Source organism: Mesorhizobium sp. WSM4313, assembly GCF_002294725.1.
Taxonomy (GTDB): Bacteria; Pseudomonadota; Alphaproteobacteria; order Rhizobiales; family Rhizobiaceae; genus Mesorhizobium.
Genome location: NZ_NSFT01000003.1, coordinates 202,361 through 220,574, shown reverse-complemented (window position 1 = coordinate 220,574; position 18,214 = coordinate 202,361). Strand labels below are relative to the sequence as shown.

Genomic DNA, 18,214 nt, shown 5'->3' with positions numbered 1-18,214 from the left:
ATGCGCCGTCTTCGAAATTCCCCTTGTTATCGTGGAAGACAGCGTGGATAAAGAATGCGACTGATTATTCGCGTTTGTCAACATGCCGGATTTAGAATGTACTGTGGACTGCACCGCACGCCGATGGCGAGGCCGAGCGGGGAACGGGGGCAACAAGCAGTGAAGCGCAGTCTCGACCGCAAGACCAGAATAGCGCTCGAACCGCGCAAGCAGCCGCGGCAACAACGGTCAAGCAAGGTGGTCGACAGGATTCTCGATGCGGCCCTGATCCTGACGCGAGAGCAAGGAACCAGAACGCCGACGACGCTCGCCATCGCGCAGCGCGCGGGCCTGTCGGTGGGCTCCGTCTATCAGTACTTTCCCAACAAGGAAGCCATTCTTCTGGACCTGGCCCGGCGCTGGCTGTCGTCTTTTCCCGAGGTGATCCGGAAACGCATCAACGTCCCCCGGCCGACCAACCGTGACGAGTTTCGGCGCGAGGTGCGCAAGCTCTTCGCCGACACATCGAGGCTCTATCTCGAGAACGCCACGCTGATGCCGGTGATCGAGGCCATATCCGGCAACGCCGACCTGAGGCCGATCCAGGACGAATACGACAAAGAGATCGTCGCCCTTTACGCCGCGTGGCTGCAGCATGTGAATCCGTCTCTCGAAGACAAGGTCGCCAGCCGGCTCGGCGTGCTGATGATGGAAGTCGGCCATGTCTGCCGGCTTGTCGGGCTGAAGAGGGATCGCAGGACATACGACCTCATCGAGGACGATGTGGAAGCCATGTGGCTCGCTCTGGTCAGCCCTCATCTCAATCTCGAGTGATTTCGCACTTCCAACCGATTTCGCATTTCCAGGGGAGTTTCCATGAAAACTGTCTATTCGCCACTTCATGCCGGCCATTCAGGCCAGATGGAACTGGTCACGTCGGCCATCGTGCCGGGTTTCGAGAAGCCGTCGCGGGCCGAATTCATCAAGGCGCGGGTGGAGAGCGAGAAACTCGGGCCGATCATCGGACCGACCGAGCACGACCTCGCCGCCGCAAAACGTGTGCATGAAGCCCCCTACATCGACTTCCTGCCGACGGTATGGCCGGAATGGGTCGCCGCCGGCTTCACTGGATCGGCCATGGGCTTCACCTGGCCGACGCGCGGCCTGCGCGGCGACGTGCCGCCGAAGCGCATCGATGCCTTGCTCGGCTATTACTCCTTCGATGCCGGCGCCACCTTCGTCGAAGGCACCTGGGCGGCGATCAAGTCCTCCTATGACGTGGCGCTGACCGCCGCCGCCCTGGTCAAGGACGGCGAACGCAGCGCCTTCGCGCTTTGCCGCCCGCCTGGACATCATGCCGGCGCTGCCTTCATGGGCGGCTATTGCTTCATCAACAACGCCGCCGTGGTCGCGCAGTGGTTCCGCGACCACGGCGCAAGCCGTGTCTCCATTCTCGATGTCGACTACCATCACGGCAACGGCACGCAGGAGATCTTCTATCGCCGCGGCGACGTCCAGGTGCTCAACCTGCATGGTAACCCGATGGTCGAGTATCCGTTCTTCCTTGGCCATGCCGACGAGCGCGGCGAAGGCGAAGGCGAAGGTTTCAACATCAATTATCCGATGCCTTTCGGCACCGATTGGGACGGCTGGAGCGCGTCGCTGGAGGACGCCTGCGCCAAGCTCACGGCCTACGCCCCCGATGTCGTCATCGTCTCGCTCGGCGTCGACACTTTCGAGAAGGACCCGATCAGCCAGTTCAAGCTGAAGAGCGTCGACTATCCCAAGATCGGTCGCCGTATCGCCAAGCTCGGCCTGCCGACGTTGTTCGTCATGGAAGGCGGCTACGCCGTGGAAGAGATCGGCATCAACGCCGTCGGCGTGCTGACCGGCTTCGAGGATCGCTAAGCCCCTGTTCAAGGCCATGCGCTCCCGGATGCAACCGGGGGCGTATTTTTTTACGACCTCGCCTCGAAATCATCGGCTCAATTCAGCTTTGAACTACCGCCAAATAACGCGAAGACCGGCTGCTGAGTCGCAATGCGAGTCCATCGGATTCGATTTTGTCAAATCGCGTTTGATGTCAGATTCATCTGCGGGTAGATTAGACCCGAATCAGCCGGTCCACGGGGGCGCGGCGACCACCCAAAGTCTCGAGTCCGGCGTCAGGCCGGCACCAGACGCGGACGGTTTCGCGTTCCCTAGAAGGATTCGGCGCGGTTGGGCGCCGTTCGCGCCCGTGAGTGTGTCTTCGTAAACGTGACGCGTTTCGGGTCCGGCCGTTGGCTTCGCCAGCACCGGGCACAAGGATCGATTCCGGCAAGAATCCAAGAATTAAAATGAGCAGTCCCGCCGCGCTTCTCCAACCCGACGCTTCAGGCTCGCGCCTGACGTCGCGCGGCGATCTCACCAGCTTCTTCATGCAGCTCGCCGCCGATATCGGCGCCGACAGCTACATGCTGGTCGCCATCGTGCATGACCAGGACCGTAACGATGCGCGCATCGTCTCCTCCAACTGGATCTTCGACGCCATAGAGCTGATCGGCAAAAGGCTGATCGCCAATTTGGCGCTGGGCCCCTTGACCGTGGCGCCGGGCGTACGCCCGAAGCCGTTGGTGGCGGCGCACGCGCCCGACGCCGGCGCGTTGCTGACCGGCGAGGAAGCCCGCCTGCTCGACGTGCTCGGCCACGCCGAAATCTATTCGCTGCGGCTCAATGTCGGCCGGCAGCGCCTGTTCGTGCTGTTCTCGGCCGCCGAGGCAGGCAGGATCGACCTGGCTGCGCTGATGAAGGCACAGCTCAAATGCTGCTATGCGCTTTCCAGCATCCCGCAGCTGATCGCGGCGGCATCCATGCAGGATCCGCTGTCGGACCGCGAACGCGAGTGCCTGTTCTGGGTCTCGGAAGGCAAGACCACCGATGAGGTGGCTGTCATCCTCGGCGTCTCGTCGAACACCGTCAACAGCTACATCACGCACGCCATCCAGAAGTTCGCGGCCAGCAACCGCGCGATGGCGATCGCGACCGCGATCAGGAGCGGCATCATTTGAAGCACGCACAGGTCAAAGAGGCGGCCGCCGCCCTTTTCAACGATCAGCGCAATCCGTTCGGCGCCTTCTCGCTCGGCTCGGAGACCCATCAAGCGGTCACCATTCCGGATGCCGTGCGTCGCTGCCGCTGGATTGCGGTCGATATCAATGCCTCGGCGTTCGGCCTCTATTTCGTCAGCCCCTCGCCCGAGCGCGAACGTCTCGTGGCGTGTTTCGATTCCGACTATCCCGGCACCGCGGTCGCGACCAAGTTCATCTCCGGCGCCAATGGCGAGGACATGGTGCGCCACAGCCGGCTCTCGACGGCGCCGCGTTGGTGGGCCGACGACGGCAGCGCCGGATCGCGGCAGGTCTTCCACTCGCTCGCCTGGGCGGAGCCGACCACGCCGCTGGCGCCCGGCACCAACGGCATCGCCTTTCCGGTGCATGCCGATCGCGGCCAATGCGGTCTGGTCGTCTTTCTCGGCTCGGAGATCGCGCTGTCCGACGAAACGCTGTGCGAGATCCACGCCCGCTCCTTCGCGCTTTTCGCGGCGGTCGCCCGCATCCGCCCCGGCGACACCGGCAGGGCGCGTTCAATCTCCAAGCGCGAGCTGGAATGCCTGAAGCTGACCGCCAACGGCAACACCAGCGAGGAGATCGCCAAGCTCCTCAAGCTCTCGGTGCATACCGCCAACCAGTACCTCACCCAGTCGACGCAGAAGCTCAACGCGGTGAACCGCAACCAGGCGGTCGCCAAGGCGTTGCGGCTCGGCTTGATCGAGTGACGTCACGCCTGCGGCGCTGAACATGCCGCGGCTAAAGCATGTCTCCCGAAAGTGGGAACTGGTTTCGGGGCAAAGACATGCGCAAAATCAAAAGCCTAAAGCGCAGGGAGCGAATCCAAAAGATTGCGACGCGCTTTAGGTTGGCTCGCCTGCTATCAATCTCAGGGGAATGCCAGCGGCTCGGTCCTGCGGATGCGAGCCTCTTCGATCGCGTCCTCGAGCAAGGCCGTGTTGTGCTCGGGCGTCTCGCCAGGCTTCTCGAACGACACGTAGTTGACCGTCACAGCTGCCTCGTGCTCGATCAGCGTAAGCTGGAAATAGACCGTCACGCCGCGCGGCCGAAGCTCGAGGTCGAGCACGATGCGCGGGCTGCCGCTCCAGTCGACATGCGCCTCGCCGCCATGGCCGAGCCGCAGCATGCCCGGCCGGAAGTAGAGCTCGGCCGCCGAATCCACTAGGTCCGAGAGGCAGGCGAAATGCTCAAGCCGGATGAAGGCGATATAGTCGGCAACGTCGATGAGCCTCAATTCGCCCACCACGGGCTCGATGGCGCTGGCGACGATCAGCTCGCGGGAATTGGCGTGTGGTTGCCGGTCCATGGGTTAGCGGCGTCCGTTCATTGGGTTGCTTTTCGCGCTGCCTTCTTCGAGTAGACGATCCGCACCAACTCGGCGACCGCCTGATAGAATTGCGATGGGATCACGCTATCAACCGAAACTTGCTTGTACATGGAGCGCGCGAGCGCCACGTCCTCGAAGATCGGGATGTTGTTCTCCCTGGCGATCTCACGGATCTTGAGCGCCACCAGGTCCTGTCCCTTGGCCAGCACGATCGGCGCGGAATCCTCCTCGCGCACATATTTCAGCGCGATCGAATAGTGCGTCGGATTGGCGATCACCAGCGTCGCGCGCGGCACGGCCGTCATCATGCGTTTGCGCGCCCGGTCGCGCGCCAGCGAGCGCAGCCGCGACTTGACGATCGGATCGCCTTCCGACTGCTTCAGCTCGTCCTTGACTTCCTGCTTGGTCATGCGCAGGTCACGCCGCCAGTGGAAACGCGACCAGACGATGTCGACCACCGCGATCAGCCCCATGACGAAGACGATCGCCACCAATATGTCGACGAAGATGCCGCGTATGACCAGGCCGAACGAGGCTGGATTGGTGATCATGCCGGCGAGCAGCTTGCGATGATCTTCCGAGAGCGTGAAGGTCAACACCGCGATAGCGAAGCCGAGCTTGGCCAGCGATCTCAGGAATTCGACCCAGCCCTGCACGCCGAACATCCGGCTCCAGCCCTTGGCGATCGAGATGCGCGACAGTTGCGGCCTGATCCGCTCGCCGACGATTTGCGGCATGTTCTGGAACACCGAGGCGCCGATGCCGGCAACCGTCAGCAGCACCAGCAGGCTGACGACAGCGCCGCCGATCTCGACCAAGACCTGCTTGTAGAGCGAGATGACGTCGGTCTCGGTGTCCATCGGCCAGGCTTCCGGCTTTTCCAGGAACGTCGACAGGAACATGCCGAGATCGACGATCGCGTCCTTGGCGTAGAAGACGGCGAAAACCAGTATGGCGAGGAAGGAGGCAAAGATCGCGGTCTCACGCGAATGGGGCAGCTTGCCCTGTTCGATCGTGTCGCGGATCTTCTTTTCTGTGGCTTCCTCTGTTTTGGAATCCTTGTCGACCGCTTCAGCCATGGCGTCCTGACCGGGCTATGATCGTCAGGCGGCTTCGGCGGTGGCGGTCTGCGTCGAGGGCAGCTCGAAAGCCCCTTCGCGCGACAGCCGGATGGCCGCGACCGATATGCTCTTGCGCGCCGCCATGATGTCGGCAAGGGCAATGCCTTCCGATCCTTGTCCGAGCTCGGATTCGATCATGCGGCGGGAGCGTGCGCCGATCGCCGAGAGCACCGATTCGGCGAGTTCCGGCGGCGCGCCGCGCAGCGCCAGCGTGACGAGCTCCGTCGACAATCCGTCGAACAGCAGAACCCGGGCTTTTTGCGGCAGCAGCGGCAGATCGTCGAAGGCGAACAGCCGCGACCTGACGCCGGCGAGATCTGGCGTGCCGGCTTCCTCCAGGTCCTGCATAAGGTCGTCCAGTTCCGGCTTCGCCATTTCATTGAGCATGCTGGCGACGCGCTCCTGGCCGGCAGTGGTGTCCCGGCTGGCTTTCTGCGACAGCACGCTCACGCGCAGCTGGTTCTCGACGATCCGCGATGCCGCGTCCGGGATGTTGGCCATTGTCACCATGCGCTTGATGATCTGGCTGCGCATCGGTTTTTCCATGGTGAGCAGCACGTTAGCGGCTGTCTGCGGCGCAAGCTTCGACAGCACCATGGCCGATGTCTGCGGATGCTCGCCCGCAAGGAAGCTGCCAAGGCGCGCCGGCTCGAGCTTTTCTAGGTCCGGCCATATCGGCGCAGGTCCTTCCGGGACAGGCTCGAATTTCTTGTCGCCCATGATGGCGCTCATTTCCTCGGGCGACAGCGATTCGTTGAGGATCGTGTCCATCCGGTCGGCTGAATCGAGCAGGCCGGCGCCCTCGGTGAACTCGGCTTCGAACTCGGCGACGATCCGTTCCAGATCAGCCTGCGGAATGGTGCGTAGGAGACGCGCGCCCTCGATCAGCGCCTTCAGCTCGTCCTGTTTGAAGAATTTGAGCAGGCGGCTGGCCGCGGGCTTGCCCATGGCCACCAATATGGCCGCCGCCTTTTGCGGACGTGTGAGCGCCAATGCCGTCGTCATGCGTGTTGTCCTCGCTGCCGATTGGTCCGCCCGCCGGCCATTCTCAGGCGCTCTTCGTCGCGGCGATGATTTCGGTGAGCCGGATCCCGAAACGCGTCGGATCGCTTTCCAGCACCGTGATCTCGCCGCGCGCTATTCTGCGGCCGTTGACCACGACGTCGACCGGCTCGCCGATACGGCGATTGAGCGCGACCGTGGAACCCTTCTGCAGCGCCATCAGCTCCGACACCGGCATCTCCGTGCTGCCGAGGATGATCTGGACGTCGACCGGAATGGTCATGATGATCGAGGAATTGGCGCTCGACTGAAGGGCGGCGTCCGGACGCCTCTCCTCTTCCCGCAGCACGCCGCGCAGTTCCTCGATGGCGCGGTCGAGCTGCTCGTCGGGCTGATCGGGTTCGGCTTCCACCTTGGTTTTTGCCATCTGTCGTCTCCATGAATCCCGTGCCTGGCGTCAGCCCGGCAACAGTCCGTCGATGAAATCCTGCCCGGCATCATGCGGATGGCTGATGCGGACGGTGTAGTTCTGTCCCAGCTTGCCGAACTCGCAGACAAACAGGGTCTTGTCGCGGGCGCTGAGCTTGGCGTTGAGCTGGGCGTTCTCCTCCAATTCGATCACCTGGCCGGGCTCGAACGCGGCGAGGTCGCCGAGCGTCAGCCGGGCGAGCGGCATCGTCGCTTCGAGCCGGACGGTCGAGCGCATCACCTCTTCGGAGAAGCGGGCCCGCCAGTCGAATTCACTGGCTTCGCCTTCTTCGGTTCTGGCGGTGGCTCCGCGCGTAGACAGAAGGACGCGCTGCGGAATCATCACCGTGATGGTGCCGGTATCGGTCGGCGTGGAGACACCGAACACGATGCGGACCGCGGCGCCGTCGCGCAGCACGCGCCGCCTCGCTTCGCCGCCCGACGTCGCCTTTGGCACCGGCAGGCGCAGCTCGAGCGAGCGCTTGCCGGATCCGTTGAGCGCCGCCGCGACCTCCTGGAACACCATGGTCGCGACATCGGCCTCGATCTGCGACAGGTCGCGCTCGATCGGCGCCACCGGCTGGTCGGGATCGCCGCCGAACAGCGCGCTCACCATGACGGCCACCGCATGCGCATCCATCACCAGCGTCATGGCGTCGGCCGAGGCCGGCGAGGATACGATGGTCAGCGCGAAGGCATCGCCGGCGCGCGACCGCGCCTCTGGAACGCGGCCGACCTCTACCACTTGCAGATCGACGGTCACCGCCGCGCCGAGTTCTGCGACAAGCGCCTTCTGCAGCAACGGCAGCGCCCGCTCGGCCATGCCGCGGCCGACGCCGATCACCTGCGCCGCCTCGCCGCTGTCGCCGACGAGCCGCTCGATGATCAAGGCCCGCGTTTCTGACGGACTGGCCGGACTGGTCATGACGGCAGGCGGCCCTGTCTGCGATGGAGCATGCTCAGGCCGCCTTCTTCTCGGCGGTGCCGGCGTTCATGGTGCTCTGCTCCACCGCATCGATCGTCGGACGTTCGTAAGAGGATATGGTCTTGCGGCCGAATTCGATCGCCACCTGCGGCAGGGCCCCGTTCATATACGCAAGCAGCGTCTGCTTGACGATGATGTAGAGGCGGTTCTTCTTTTCGCGCACCGTCTTGATCTTCGTGGCAACCGGACCGACCACCGCATAGGACAGGAAGATGCCGAGGAAGGTTCCGACGAGTGCCGCGCCGATCAGGCCGCCGAGGATTTCCGGCGACTGGTCCAGCGCACCCATCGCCTTCACCACGCCGAGCACGGCCGCGACGATGCCCAGCGCCGGCAGGCCGTCGCCGACCGCGACCATCGCGTGATAGGCCTTCAGCTTGTCGGTACGGATCGTCTGGATCTCCTCGTCCATCAGCGCCTCGATCTCATGCGAGCGAGCGTTGCCGATGATGATGATGCGGCAGTAGTCGCAGATGAAATGGGTCAGGTCGTGGTTCTTCAGCACGGTCGGAAAGGCCTGGAAGATGGCCGACTCCTCCGGATTGTCGATATGCGCCTCGACCTCGCTGCGCGACTTCGAGCGCAGCTCGCGCATCAGGCTGTGCAGGACGCCCAGCGTCTCGAGGTAGTCGCGCTCCTTCGGCACCGCCTGCTTGAAGGCTTCGAGAATGCCCTTGCCGGTATCCTTGACCGTCTTCATCGGATTGGCGACGAGGAAGGTGCCGAGCGCGGCGCCGCAGATCACCACCGCTTCCCACGGCTGCAGCAGCACATGCAGATGGCCGCCCATGGCCATGAAGCCGCCGAGAACGCAGCCGAGCGTCACCACAAGTCCGATCAGAATGCCCACGACAGGTCCTTCCGCATGTCACATCGTGGATCAGGGATAGTCCTCGTGCCTTGTGTGAGGCTTGAATCGAAGGCATCGAACGCGATTCAGCTTCGCGCAAGGAAGTGACGCTATTGTGCGGGGATAGCTTCGGCCGGAGGCATGCCCTTTGCTTAGCACCTACATCAGCTACCAGTTGATCGCCAAAGACATCCCTAAGTCTATCGCCCGCATCGAGCAGCAGCCGACGGTCGATCGCGATACCCAATACTATCTGGCCAACATCACCAAGGTGAAATCGATCGACGATTTCGTCAACAACGACCGCCTGTTCAAATACGCCATGAAGGCCTACGGGCTGGAGAACATGGACTATGCCAAGGCCTTTATGGTCAAGGCGCTGAAGGAAGGCGTCTCCAATCCCGACAGCTTCGCCAACAAGCTGACCGACAAGCGCTACGCCCAATTCGTCCGCGCTTTCAACTTCGCGGCGGATGGCGCCGATGCGACGGTCTACAATCCGGCGCAGCAGCTGGTCACGAAGAACTACGCAATGCAGGCTGAGATCGCCGGTCTCGACCCGGATTCGGACTATGTGAAGGGCGAGACGACATATTATCTCGCCAACATCACCAAGGTGAAATCGGTCGACGACCTGATGTCGAACGACCGCCTCTACACCTACGCGCTGGCCGCGTTCGGTCTCGACTCCGCCACCGAAGACAAGGACCTGATCAGGCAGGTCCTTGAGGGCGGTGTGCGCGATCCGGACAGCGTTGCCAACAAGCAGACCAACAAGGCCTATGCCGGGCTGGCCTCGGCCCTCAACTTCGAGCAGTACGGCGCAAATGCCACCACCTATGTTCCGGCGCAGCAGCCGACCGTCGACATGTACATGCGCCAGACGCTGGAGGAGGATGCCGGCAAGACCAATGAAGGCGTGCGGCTGGCGCTCTATTTCCAGCGCAAGGCACCCGACATCACCAGCTGGTACGACGTGCTCGCCGACACCGCTTTAGCCAGCGTGGTCCGCACCGCGCTCGGCCTGCCCGATTCCTTCGCCACCGCCGATATCGACAAGCAGGCGCAGCTATTTGAGCAGAAGCTCGACATCAAGGACTTCATCGATCCGGACAAGCTCACCAAATTCCTGACTCGCTTCACCAGCATGTACGAGATCAACCACCCGACCTCGACGGCGGTGACGTCTGTCAGTGTGCTCTTCGCGCAGCCGACCAGTGTCGGCATCTCCACCGATTTGATGATGGCCATGCAGCAGTTGAAGTTCTGAGAAGATCATGCAGGATAGCCTTTACGTCGCCCTTTCCTCGCAGATCGCGCTCGAGCGCCGTCTCGACACCATCGCCGACAACGTAGCCAACGCCTCGACAATCGGCTTTCGCGCCACCGGCGTGAAATTCGAGGATATGGTTTCGGGCACCGGGCCGAAGTCGGTTTCCTTCGCCTCCTCCGGCAAGACCTATCTTTCCGGCGCGCATGGCGCGCTGACCGAAACCGGCAACCCGTTCGACTTCGCCGTCCAGGGCGACGCCTGGTTCGCCATCGAGACGCCCGCCGGCACGGTGATGACGCGCGACGGCCGCTTCTCCATGAACGAGAACGGCGAATTGATGTCGATCGAAGGCTACCCCGTCCTGGACGGCGGCGGCGCCCCGATCCAGCTCGATCCGCGCAACGGCCCGCCCAAGGCGGGCGCCGACGGCTCGCTCAGGCAGAACGATCAACTGGTCGGCGCGATCGGCCTCTACAATTTCGACCCCGGCGAGAATTTCGTCCGCTATGGCAATTCGGGTGTCGTTCCGGCGCGCACGCCCGAACCCGTCACCGACCGCTCGGACGTCGGTATCGCCCAAGGGTTTCTGGAAGAGTCGAACGTCAACCCGGTGCTGGAAATGACTCGGCTGATCCAGGTGCAGCGCGCTTTCGAGAACACGGCGGCGCTGATGCGGCAGACCGATTCCTCCACCGACGACGCGATCAAGACGCTCGGCTCGAAGTGACGGCATGACGACCGGCTCGTCCCTGTTGCGCGCTTCCGACAACCCGCCGGCCACCGAACGGACCGACAGGCTGGTCGCGCTCGAACGCGTCTGGCGGCGGTTCGACGATCCGCAGGCGCTGCTTTCACGCGGCGGCCGCGTCGTCGAGATCTCGCCGACGCATTACAAGGTCCGCGGCCTGTCCGGGATTGCCAGGCTCGGCGACATCGTCGAGCAGCGCGGCAAGGCCGGCGCACGCCGCGGCGAGATCGTCAAGATCGGCAGCGACGAGGTGGTGGTCGCGCCTTTCGAGCGCAGCGCCGACGCCGGCATCGGCGACGTCGTTTTCCGCCGCGGCCCGCTCGCGGTCGCACCGCATGTTTCCTGGCGCGGGCGCGCCATCGATGCCTTGACCCGCGTCATTGACGGCGGACCGCCGCTGATCAGGCCGAATGCCGCCGAGGTCGCGCATCGCGCGACGCCCGGCGCCCTGGCGCGTCAGCGCGTCGGCACCGGCTTCCTCACCGGCGTCAGGGTCATAGACATCTTCACGCCGCTCTGCTTCGGCCAGCGGCTCGGCATCTTCGCCGGCTCCGGCGTCGGCAAGTCGACGCTGCTTGCGATGCTGGCCGGCGCCGAGGCCTTCGATACGGTGGTCGTGGCGCTGATCGGCGAGCGCGGCCGCGAGGTGCGCGAATTCCTCGAGGATACGATCGGCGCCCAGAGCATGGCCAAGACCGTCGCCGTCGTCGCCACCAGCGACGAAAGCGCCATGATGCGCCGGCGCGCGCCCGACACCGCCATGTGCGTGGCAGAGCATTTCCGCGACCAGGGCCATCGCGTGCTGCTGGTGCTGGATTCCATCACCCGCTTCGCCCATGCGCTGCGTGAGGTGGCGACGGGAACCGGCGAGCCGCCGGTCGCGCGCGGCTATCCGGCCTCGGTCTTCACCGACCTGCCGAAGCTGCTCGAACGAGCCGGGCCGGGGGCCGAAGGCAAGGGTTCGATCACCGCCATCATTTCCGTGCTGGTCGACGGCGACGACCACAACGATCCGGTCGCCGATTCGGTGCGCGGCATCCTCGACGGCCACGTCGTGCTCGACCGCGCGCTTGCCGAGCAGGGTCGTTATCCGCCGGTCAATCCGCTGTCGTCGATCTCGCGCCTCGCCGACAAGGCTTGGAGCGCGGAGCAGCGCATCCTGGTGACAAGGCTGAAATCGATGATCGCGCGCTTCGAGGACACGCGCGACATCCGTCTGCTGGGCGCTTACCAGAGCGGCGCCGATGCCGAGCTCGACATCGCGGTGCGCCAGGTGCCGCTGATCTATGAGGCGCTCACGCAATCGCCGAGAGACCGCGCATCGGCCGATCCGTTCGCCGACCTCGCCCGCCACCTCAAGGGGAAGCTGAATGGCGATCAAGGAGACTGAGCTCCAATACACCGAGCGCATGTTGCGCGACATGCTTGCCGAGGCCGAGGCGGCGGAGAAAGCCGCTGCCGATGAAGCAAGAATTGCCAGGAACAGAGCCGCGCGCGCCAGGACGGAGAAGGCGACGGCTCTTCTAAACAGAGCCAACAGGCCGCATCCGCCGAGGGCGACCGCCGATATGGCACAGGCCAGTCGCGATTCGTTGCTCGACGGGCTTTTTCCTCACACCGAGTGGCCTGAGCCGCCGAAAGCCCAGTTCCCGCGCCTCGCCGACAAGAGCGCGGATCGCCGCAGCGATTTCGTCATCGCCGCGCTCGGCATCACGCTCGGGCTGATCTGCGCCTTGTTTCCCTGGTACATTTTCTTCAACCAGGAGCAGTTCGGCGTTCAGGCCATCAAGTTCGGCGGCAGCGGCAGCAATTCCGGACGCGAGGGTGGCGGCGTTGTGGCCGAACGCAGCGGGCCGCTGACGGTCAAGGACATTCCAAATGCCGATATCGACCTGTTTGCCACCGGAACGGTGCAGGACGACCCCGCGCCGGCGCCTGGCGAACAGCCCTTCCCGGCCGCCGCTTCGGAATTCAAGATGGTGCATGCCGCCAACGGCCGCGCGATGATCGAGGACGATACCGGTCTGTGGATCGTGCAGCGCGGCTCCGTCCTGCCGGATTCCAGCCGCGTCGCCTCGATCGAGCAGCGCGGCGGCAAATGGGTGATCGTCACCAGCGCCGATAAGGTGATCCAGCTCTCGAAGTAGCCGCTAGAGCATGATGCCGAAAAGTGTGAAGCGGTTTTCGGACGACGTCGTGCTCTATTCCTTGATTTAGAAGAGGATTCAGATTTCAGGTCCATAGACCTGAAATCATCCGGCTCCAGGGCGCAAGCCCACCCCGCGCAAGGTCCACGCAAGACTGGCCGCCTAGTCTTGCGCGTACTTGCCCGGGAGATTCCCATGGAACCCGTAAATCTTTTCGATCTCGCCACGCGGCAGTCGCAATGGCTGGCCGTGCGCCAGTCGGCGATTGCCTCCAACATCGCCAATGCCAACACCCCCGGCTACATCGCCAATGACGTCGAGCCCTTCGAAAAGCTCCTCGAGCGGACCGCGGTGACGCTTGCCGCCACGCAGAGTGGCCACCTTGGCGCCAAAGCGGCCAATGCCGGCTTCAACGTCAAGCCCGAGGACCCTGACGGCGCGATCATGCCGTCGAAGAACACCGTGGTTCTCGAACAGGAGTTGATGAAAGCCGGCGAGGTTCGCCGCTCCTTCGAGCTCAACACGGCGATCGTCAAGGCCTTCCACTCGATGATGACGATGGTGGTGAAGAGCTGATCATGGATGCGCTGACTGCAGCCCTCAAAGTCGCGGCATCCGGCCTTGGCGCCCAGTCCGAGCGGCTGCGCGTGGTCTCGGAGAACCTTGCCAACGCCCAGTCGACCGGCAGCACGCCCGGCGCCGATCCCTATCGCCGCAAGACCATCACCTTCCAGTCCGAGGTCGACCGCGCAACCGGCGGCTCGCTGGTGGAAGTCAACGCGATCTCCCGCGATCCTTCGGACTTCCCGATCGAATTCCAGCCCGGCAACGAAGCCGCCGACGCCAAAGGGTACGTCAAGATGCCCAACGTCAACACATTGGTCGAAATGGCCGACATGAGCGAGGCGAACCGCTCCTATGAAGCCAACCTGCAGGTCATCAAGCAGGCTCGCGATCTGATTTCCATGACCATCGACCTGATGAGGAACCAGTAATGATCGGCGGTATCGGGGCAATACAATTCAAAACGGCGGTTGATGGGGCGGAGCAGGCGTCACCGAACCTGCTGCAGGGCGGCGTCGGAACGCAGACCGGCGAAAGCGTCGGCAGCAGCTTCGCCGAGGTGCTCAGCCAAGCGGCGACGAAGACCGTCAACACCCTGCAGGGCGCCGAGCAGATGTCGATACAGGCCCTGAAGGGCGACGCCGATACGCGCCAGGTTGTCGATGCGGTGCTGAGCGCCCAGCAGGCGCTGCAGACCACCATCGCGATCCGCGACAAAGTCGTCTCGGCCTATCTCGAAATCAGCCGCATGAGTATCTAGCGTCATGAAAGCCCTTGCCATCGCCGCCACCGGCATGAATGCCCAGCAGACCAACCTGGAAGTCATCGCCAACAACATCGCCAACATCAACACCACCGGCTACAAGCGGGCGCGGGCCGAATTCTCCGACCTGCTCTACCAGGTCGACCGCACCCAAGGGGTGCCCAACCGTTCCAACACCTCGCTGGTGCCGGAAGGCGTCTCGATCGGTCTTGGCGTCAAGACGACGGCGGTGCGCAACGTCCACACGCAAGGCGAGCTGACCAGCACCGGCAACAGCTTCGACCTGGCGTTGACCGGCAGGGGCTGGTTCCAGATCGAGGGCGCCGATGGAGCCACGCTCTACAGCCGCGCCGGCGCCTTCAACACCAACGCCACCGGGCAGCTCGTGACGGTCGACGGCGCCAATGTCATTCCGGCCATCTCTGTGCCGACCGACGCGGTCGAGGTGATCGTCAACAAGACAGGCCAGGTCTTCGCCCGCATCCAGGGCCAGACGGACCTCCAGCTGCTCGGCCAGCTTCAAATCGCCAACTTCGCCAACGAGGCGGGCCTGGCGCCGCTCGGCGACAACCTCTTCCAGGAAACGGCCGCCTCAGGCCCGGCCAATGTGGGCGTCCCCGGCGATCCGGGCTTCGCCACGATCCAGCAGGGCTATCTCGAATCCTCCAACGTCGATCCGGTGAAGGAAATCACCGAGCTGATTTCGGCGCAGCGCGCCTACGAAATGAATTCCAAGGTCATCCAGGCCGCCGACGACATGGCCTCGGTGGTCTCAAAGAACATCAGGTAACGGATGATGGCCTGGCCGATCTCCTCCGCACTCCGTCGCGCCGTGCTGGCCACCGTCCTGGTGGCCGCCGGCACGCCGGCTTTGGCGCAGGACCCGACCGGCCAGTCGGCAAACCAGATCGCCGCCGGCCAGGTCGTCGGCGAGGCCGTGCTGATCCCCAACCGGGTCATCTATCCCGGCGAGACCATCGAGCCCGCCTCGCTCAAGCAGGTGACGCTCATCCCCGGCAAGCACAAGCCGGACGGCATGGCGACGCGCTCGGAGGAGCTTCAGGGCAAGGTTGCCAAGCGCACGCTGCTGCCCGGCCGCTACATCCCGGTGACTGCCATCCGCGACGCCTGGCTGGTCGAGCAGGGCGCTTCCGTCCAGGTCTATTTCACCGCCGGCGCGCTCACCATTTCGGCCGCCGGCGTCACGCTGCAGCCAGGTGCTGCCGGTGACCAGATCAGGATCCGCAACACCGACAGCGGCAAGATCATCTCCGGCACGGTGATGGCCGACGGCACCATCAAGGTCGGCGCTTCGTGATGCGCGCCTTTGTTCTTCTGCTGAGCGCCGCCATCGGCCTGCAGCCGGCATTCGCGGATGGGCTGACGCCCAAGGCCAAGCGGGAGCTCGCGCAGAAAAACGGCGGTGTCTACGACGATCCGGAATACGATCCGGCCACCACCCAGCGCATGTTCCGGGTCTCGACCGGGCCAAGCACGCTGCCGCCCGGTCAGGTCGCGGCGCGCATCAAGGACATCGCCCAGCTGCAGAGCGCGCGCGACAACCAGCTCGTCGGCTATGGACTGGTCATCGGCCTCGCCGGAACCGGCGACAGCCTGCGCAACTCGCCGTTCACCGAACAGTCGATCCGGGCCATGCTGGAGAATCTCGGCATTGCCACCGAAGACGGCCGAGCGCGCGCCAAGAACGTGGCGGCCGTCATCGTCACCGCCAACATGCCGCCCTTCGTCCAGTCGGGCAGCCGTATCGACATCGACGTCTCCTCGATGGGCGACGCCACCTCGCTCGCCGGCGGCACGCTGGTGATGACGCCGCTGAAGGCGGCCGACGGCGAGATCTATGCCGTCGGGCAGGGCTCGGTGATCGTCGGCGGTTTCACCGCCCAGGGCCAGGCCGAGCAGTTGACGCAAGGCGTGCCGACCGCCGGCCGCGTGCCGAACGGCGCCATCGTCGAGCGCTCGGTGCCGGCCGAGTTCGATGACCAGGGCGTGTTGACGCTGCAATTGCGCAATCCCGATTTCTCGACCGCCATCCGCATCGCCGACGCCATCAACGACTACACCTCGCAGCGCTTCGGCATGCGGGTCGCCGCCGAACGCGATGCCCGCACGGTGCAGATCAGGCGGCCGAGGAATGTCTCGGCCGCGCGTTTTTATGCCGAGATCGAAAATCTCGTCGTCGAATCCGACGCCCCTGCCCGCGTCGTCATCGACGAGCGCACCGGCACCATCGTCATCGGCAGCAATGTCAGGATCTCGCGCGTGGCGATCAGCCACGGCACCCTCACCGTGCGCATCACCGAAGCGCCGAAGGTGGTTCAGCCGGAACCCTTCTCCAGGGGTCACACCGCCGTCGAGCCCTTCACCGCCATCGAGGCGAGCCGGCCCGACGCCCGCGTTGCCGTGCTCGACGGTCCCGACCTCGAAACGCTGGTCTCGGGCCTCAATCGCCTCGGCGTGAAGCCCGACGGCATCATCGCCATCCTGCAAGGCATCAAATCGGCCGGCGCCTTGCAGGCCGATCTGGTTCTCCAATAGGCATGCCGATGATCGCGCTTTCCTCCCTAACACCCCGCCGTCACCTGAGCTTCCGGGCCATCGCAGCAATGGTTGCTCTGCTTGGCGGCACCGCTGCCCATGCGGACGAGGTACGACAGGTGTTGCCGGGCGGTCAGGCGCCGGTTCAGCCGGCACAGCTCACACATGAAAATGCGCCGCTTCAGCCGGCTGCGCTCGCAGGCGGCAAGGCGCCGGACGAAAGCGAGATCCAGCGCTTCTGTTCCAACATCGCGGACGCCGCGCGCGACCGCCGCTACGCTCTCCAGGCCGAGGAATTGAAGCAGCTGCAGGCCGGCATCGACGAGCGCATGAAAGCGCTGGAGGCAAAGCGGGCCGAATACGAGGAATGGCTGAAACGCCGCGAAGTGTTCCTGGCGCGTGCCGAAGACGGCGTCGTCAAGATCTATGCCGGCATGAAGCCCGATGCCGCCGCCGAACGTCTGGCGATGGTCAACGCCGAGCTCGCGGCGGCCATCCTGATGAAGCTCGATTCGCGCAAGGCCGGCGTCATCCTGAACGAAATGGACCAGAAGGCGGCGGCGACGCTCACCGGCATCATGGCCAGCGCGGCGCGAAGGGTTGATCCGTCATGAAGTTGAAATTGCTGGCCCTGATCGCCCTCGCCACCCTGGCCGGCTGCGGTACCGATCTCAGGGAGGTCGGCAGGGAGCCCGCTTTGTCGCCGGTCGGCTCCGGCATCGGCGAAGGTGGTTCCGGCCCTTACAGCTACCCCGAGCCGCCTGTCTCCCGGCCGAAGAAATTCTCGCTGTGGGACGATCGCCAGAGCCGGCTGTTTACCGACCCGCGCGCGCTGCGCGCCGGCGACATCCTGACCGTCAACATCAGGCTCAACGACAAGGCCAATTTCAAGAACCAGAACGACCGCAGCCGCACCGCCGCGCGCAAGCTTGGCTATGACATCAATCTCGGATGGGAAAAGGCAAGCACCAGCGGCAAGGGCGACGCCGGCCTGAGCTCCAGCACCGAGACCAATGCCGATGGGGAGATCAAACGTTCGGAAAATCTCGAGCTCAATGTCGCCGCTGTCGTGACAGACGTGCTGCCCAACGGCAATCTGATGATCAGGGGCTCGCAGGAGGTCCGCGTCAATTACGAGCTTCGGGTGCTGACAATCGCCGGCATGGTCCGTCCGTCCGACATCGGCGCGGAAAACACCATCCCCTACGAGCGCATCGCCGAGGCGCGCATTTCTTATGGCGGCCGTGGCCGTGTGAGCGAGGTCCAGCAGCCTGCCTATGGCCAGCAGATCCTCGACCAGGTTCTTCCTTTCTAGGGCCGG

The 18,214-nt window shown here is 64.2% G+C and carries 22 protein-coding genes; 16 read left to right on the top strand and 6 right to left on the bottom strand.

The window, feature by feature from the left end:
* The first annotated feature begins 159 nt into the window (after positions 1 to 159).
* The 4 genes from CK219_RS08905 (at position 160) to CK219_RS08890 (ending at position 3,796) form a co-directional block, all read left to right on the top strand.
* Complete coding sequence (locus CK219_RS08905; protein WP_095766398.1) at positions 160 to 813, top strand: TetR/AcrR family transcriptional regulator; 654 nt, start codon at positions 160 to 162, stop codon at positions 811 to 813.
* Between the two features lie 42 nt (positions 814 to 855).
* Positions 856 to 1,887 carry a histone deacetylase family protein gene (locus CK219_RS08900; protein ID WP_095766397.1) on the top strand — a complete coding sequence of 344 codons (1,032 nt, stop codon included), beginning with the start codon at positions 856 to 858 and terminating at the stop codon, positions 1,885 to 1,887.
* 431 nt (positions 1,888 to 2,318) lie between these two features.
* Positions 2,319 to 3,029, top strand: a complete 711-nt coding sequence (locus CK219_RS08895; RefSeq protein ID WP_095766396.1) for a helix-turn-helix transcriptional regulator — start codon at positions 2,319 to 2,321, stop codon at positions 3,027 to 3,029.
* Positions 3,026 to 3,796 (top strand): helix-turn-helix transcriptional regulator, encoded by a 771-nt coding sequence (locus CK219_RS08890; protein ID WP_095766395.1) that lies wholly within the window; start codon positions 3,026 to 3,028, stop codon positions 3,794 to 3,796. The genes CK219_RS08895 and CK219_RS08890 overlap by 4 nt, the downstream gene beginning before the upstream one ends.
* Positions 3,797 to 3,957: 161 nt before the next feature.
* On the opposite strand, the gene CK219_RS08885 is transcribed toward CK219_RS08890, so the two are convergent.
* The 6 genes from CK219_RS08885 to motA are packed head-to-tail and all read right to left on the bottom strand — an operon-like array spanning position 3,958 to position 8,842.
* Positions 3,958 to 4,395 carry a hypothetical protein gene (locus tag CK219_RS08885; protein WP_095766394.1) on the bottom strand — a complete coding sequence of 146 codons (438 nt, stop codon included), beginning with the start codon at positions 4,393 to 4,395 and terminating at the stop codon, positions 3,958 to 3,960.
* Positions 4,396 to 4,412: 17 nt separating this feature from the next.
* On the bottom strand, positions 4,413 to 5,495 hold the full coding sequence (gene flhB, locus CK219_RS08880; protein WP_095766393.1) for a flagellar biosynthesis protein FlhB: 1,083 nt from the start codon (positions 5,493 to 5,495) through the stop codon (positions 4,413 to 4,415).
* A gap of 24 nt (positions 5,496 to 5,519) precedes the next feature.
* Positions 5,520 to 6,542 (bottom strand): flagellar motor switch protein FliG, encoded by a 1,023-nt coding sequence (locus CK219_RS08875; protein WP_095766392.1) that lies wholly within the window; start codon positions 6,540 to 6,542, stop codon positions 5,520 to 5,522.
* A 43-nt stretch (positions 6,543 to 6,585) separates the two neighbouring features.
* A complete protein-coding gene (gene fliN / locus CK219_RS08870; protein WP_095766391.1) occupies positions 6,586 to 6,966 on the bottom strand; it encodes a flagellar motor switch protein FliN in 381 nt (126 codons plus the stop codon).
* Between the two features lie 30 nt (positions 6,967 to 6,996).
* On the bottom strand, positions 6,997 to 7,932 hold the full coding sequence (locus tag CK219_RS08865) for a FliM/FliN family flagellar motor switch protein (RefSeq protein ID WP_095766390.1): 936 nt from the start codon (positions 7,930 to 7,932) through the stop codon (positions 6,997 to 6,999).
* A gap of 34 nt (positions 7,933 to 7,966) precedes the next feature.
* The gene (motA, locus tag CK219_RS08860) at positions 7,967 to 8,842 is read right to left on the bottom strand and encodes a flagellar motor stator protein MotA (protein WP_095766389.1); all 876 of its coding nucleotides are present in this window, start codon (positions 8,840 to 8,842) and stop codon (positions 7,967 to 7,969) included.
* Positions 8,843 to 8,990: 148 nt separating this feature from the next.
* Here motA and CK219_RS08855 point away from each other — a divergent pair, with 148 nt between their 5' ends.
* From CK219_RS08855 to flgH, 12 genes are all read left to right on the top strand, one after another.
* On the top strand, positions 8,991 to 10,112 hold the full coding sequence (locus CK219_RS08855) for a DUF1217 domain-containing protein (protein WP_095766388.1): 1,122 nt from the start codon (positions 8,991 to 8,993) through the stop codon (positions 10,110 to 10,112).
* Positions 10,113 to 10,119: 7 nt separating this feature from the next.
* Positions 10,120 to 10,842 (top strand): flagellar basal-body rod protein FlgF, encoded by a 723-nt coding sequence (gene flgF / locus CK219_RS08850; RefSeq protein ID WP_095766387.1) that lies wholly within the window; start codon positions 10,120 to 10,122, stop codon positions 10,840 to 10,842.
* Positions 10,843 to 10,846: 4 nt separating this feature from the next.
* Complete coding sequence (gene fliI / locus CK219_RS08845; protein WP_095766386.1) at positions 10,847 to 12,253, top strand: flagellar protein export ATPase FliI; 1,407 nt, start codon at positions 10,847 to 10,849, stop codon at positions 12,251 to 12,253.
* A complete protein-coding gene (locus tag CK219_RS08840; RefSeq protein ID WP_095766385.1) occupies positions 12,234 to 13,010 on the top strand; it encodes a hypothetical protein in 777 nt (258 codons plus the stop codon). Before fliI ends, CK219_RS08840 begins: the two co-directional genes overlap by 20 nt.
* A gap of 195 nt (positions 13,011 to 13,205) precedes the next feature.
* Positions 13,206 to 13,586, top strand: coding sequence for a flagellar basal body rod protein FlgB (gene flgB, locus CK219_RS08835; RefSeq protein WP_095766384.1), 381 nt, complete (start codon positions 13,206 to 13,208; stop codon positions 13,584 to 13,586).
* A 2-nt stretch (positions 13,587 to 13,588) separates the two neighbouring features.
* Positions 13,589 to 14,005, top strand: coding sequence for a flagellar basal body rod protein FlgC (flgC, locus tag CK219_RS08830; protein ID WP_095766383.1), 417 nt, complete (start codon positions 13,589 to 13,591; stop codon positions 14,003 to 14,005).
* The gene (locus CK219_RS08825) at positions 14,005 to 14,334 is read left to right on the top strand and encodes a flagellar hook-basal body complex protein FliE (RefSeq protein WP_095766382.1); all 330 of its coding nucleotides are present in this window, start codon (positions 14,005 to 14,007) and stop codon (positions 14,332 to 14,334) included. Before flgC ends, CK219_RS08825 begins: the two co-directional genes overlap by 1 nt.
* 4 nt (positions 14,335 to 14,338) lie before the next feature.
* Entirely contained in the window at positions 14,339 to 15,127 is a 789-nt protein-coding gene (gene flgG, locus CK219_RS08820) for a flagellar basal-body rod protein FlgG (protein WP_095766381.1), read from the top strand.
* 3 nt (positions 15,128 to 15,130) lie between these two features.
* Positions 15,131 to 15,655 carry a flagellar basal body P-ring formation chaperone FlgA gene (gene flgA / locus CK219_RS08815; protein WP_095766380.1) on the top strand — a complete coding sequence of 175 codons (525 nt, stop codon included), beginning with the start codon at positions 15,131 to 15,133 and terminating at the stop codon, positions 15,653 to 15,655.
* Positions 15,656 to 15,804: 149 nt separating this feature from the next.
* A complete protein-coding gene (locus CK219_RS08810; RefSeq protein ID WP_224603773.1) occupies positions 15,805 to 16,893 on the top strand; it encodes a flagellar basal body P-ring protein FlgI in 1,089 nt (362 codons plus the stop codon).
* Positions 16,894 to 16,961: 68 nt separating this feature from the next.
* On the top strand, positions 16,962 to 17,507 hold the full coding sequence (locus tag CK219_RS08805; protein ID WP_224524356.1) for a MotE family protein: 546 nt from the start codon (positions 16,962 to 16,964) through the stop codon (positions 17,505 to 17,507).
* Entirely contained in the window at positions 17,504 to 18,208 is a 705-nt protein-coding gene (gene flgH / locus CK219_RS08800) for a flagellar basal body L-ring protein FlgH (RefSeq protein WP_095766377.1), read from the top strand. The genes CK219_RS08805 and flgH overlap by 4 nt, the downstream gene beginning before the upstream one ends.
* Positions 18,209 to 18,214 lie beyond the last annotated feature (6 nt).

Coding starts and splice junctions, on each gene's coding strand:
- CK219_RS08875 (WP_095766392.1), bottom strand. CDS start 6,542: ATGACGACGGCATTGGCGCTCACACGTCCGCAAAAGGCGGCGGCCATA.
- CK219_RS08805 (WP_224524356.1), top strand. CDS start 16,962: ATGGTTGCTCTGCTTGGCGGCACCGCTGCCCATGCGGACGAGGTACGA.
- CK219_RS08900 (WP_095766397.1), top strand. CDS start 856: ATGAAAACTGTCTATTCGCCACTTCATGCCGGCCATTCAGGCCAGATG.
- CK219_RS08840 (WP_095766385.1), top strand. CDS start 12,234: ATGGCGATCAAGGAGACTGAGCTCCAATACACCGAGCGCATGTTGCGC.
- CK219_RS08895 (WP_095766396.1), top strand. CDS start 2,319: ATGAGCAGTCCCGCCGCGCTTCTCCAACCCGACGCTTCAGGCTCGCGC.
- flgF (WP_095766387.1), top strand. CDS start 10,120: ATGCAGGATAGCCTTTACGTCGCCCTTTCCTCGCAGATCGCGCTCGAG.
- flhB (WP_095766393.1), bottom strand. CDS start 5,495: ATGGCTGAAGCGGTCGACAAGGATTCCAAAACAGAGGAAGCCACAGAA.
- CK219_RS08865 (WP_095766390.1), bottom strand. CDS start 7,932: ATGACCAGTCCGGCCAGTCCGTCAGAAACGCGGGCCTTGATCATCGAG.
- flgC (WP_095766383.1), top strand. CDS start 13,589: ATGGATGCGCTGACTGCAGCCCTCAAAGTCGCGGCATCCGGCCTTGGC.
- flgH (WP_095766377.1), top strand. CDS start 17,504: ATGAAGTTGAAATTGCTGGCCCTGATCGCCCTCGCCACCCTGGCCGGC.
- CK219_RS08885 (WP_095766394.1), bottom strand. CDS start 4,395: ATGGACCGGCAACCACACGCCAATTCCCGCGAGCTGATCGTCGCCAGC.
- CK219_RS08825 (WP_095766382.1), top strand. CDS start 14,005: ATGATCGGCGGTATCGGGGCAATACAATTCAAAACGGCGGTTGATGGG.
- flgB (WP_095766384.1), top strand. CDS start 13,206: ATGGAACCCGTAAATCTTTTCGATCTCGCCACGCGGCAGTCGCAATGG.
- fliI (WP_095766386.1), top strand. CDS start 10,847: ATGACGACCGGCTCGTCCCTGTTGCGCGCTTCCGACAACCCGCCGGCC.
- flgA (WP_095766380.1), top strand. CDS start 15,131: ATGATGGCCTGGCCGATCTCCTCCGCACTCCGTCGCGCCGTGCTGGCC.
- flgG (WP_095766381.1), top strand. CDS start 14,339: ATGAAAGCCCTTGCCATCGCCGCCACCGGCATGAATGCCCAGCAGACC.
- CK219_RS08810 (WP_224603773.1), top strand. CDS start 15,805: ATGTTCCGGGTCTCGACCGGGCCAAGCACGCTGCCGCCCGGTCAGGTC.
- fliN (WP_095766391.1), bottom strand. CDS start 6,966: ATGGCAAAAACCAAGGTGGAAGCCGAACCCGATCAGCCCGACGAGCAG.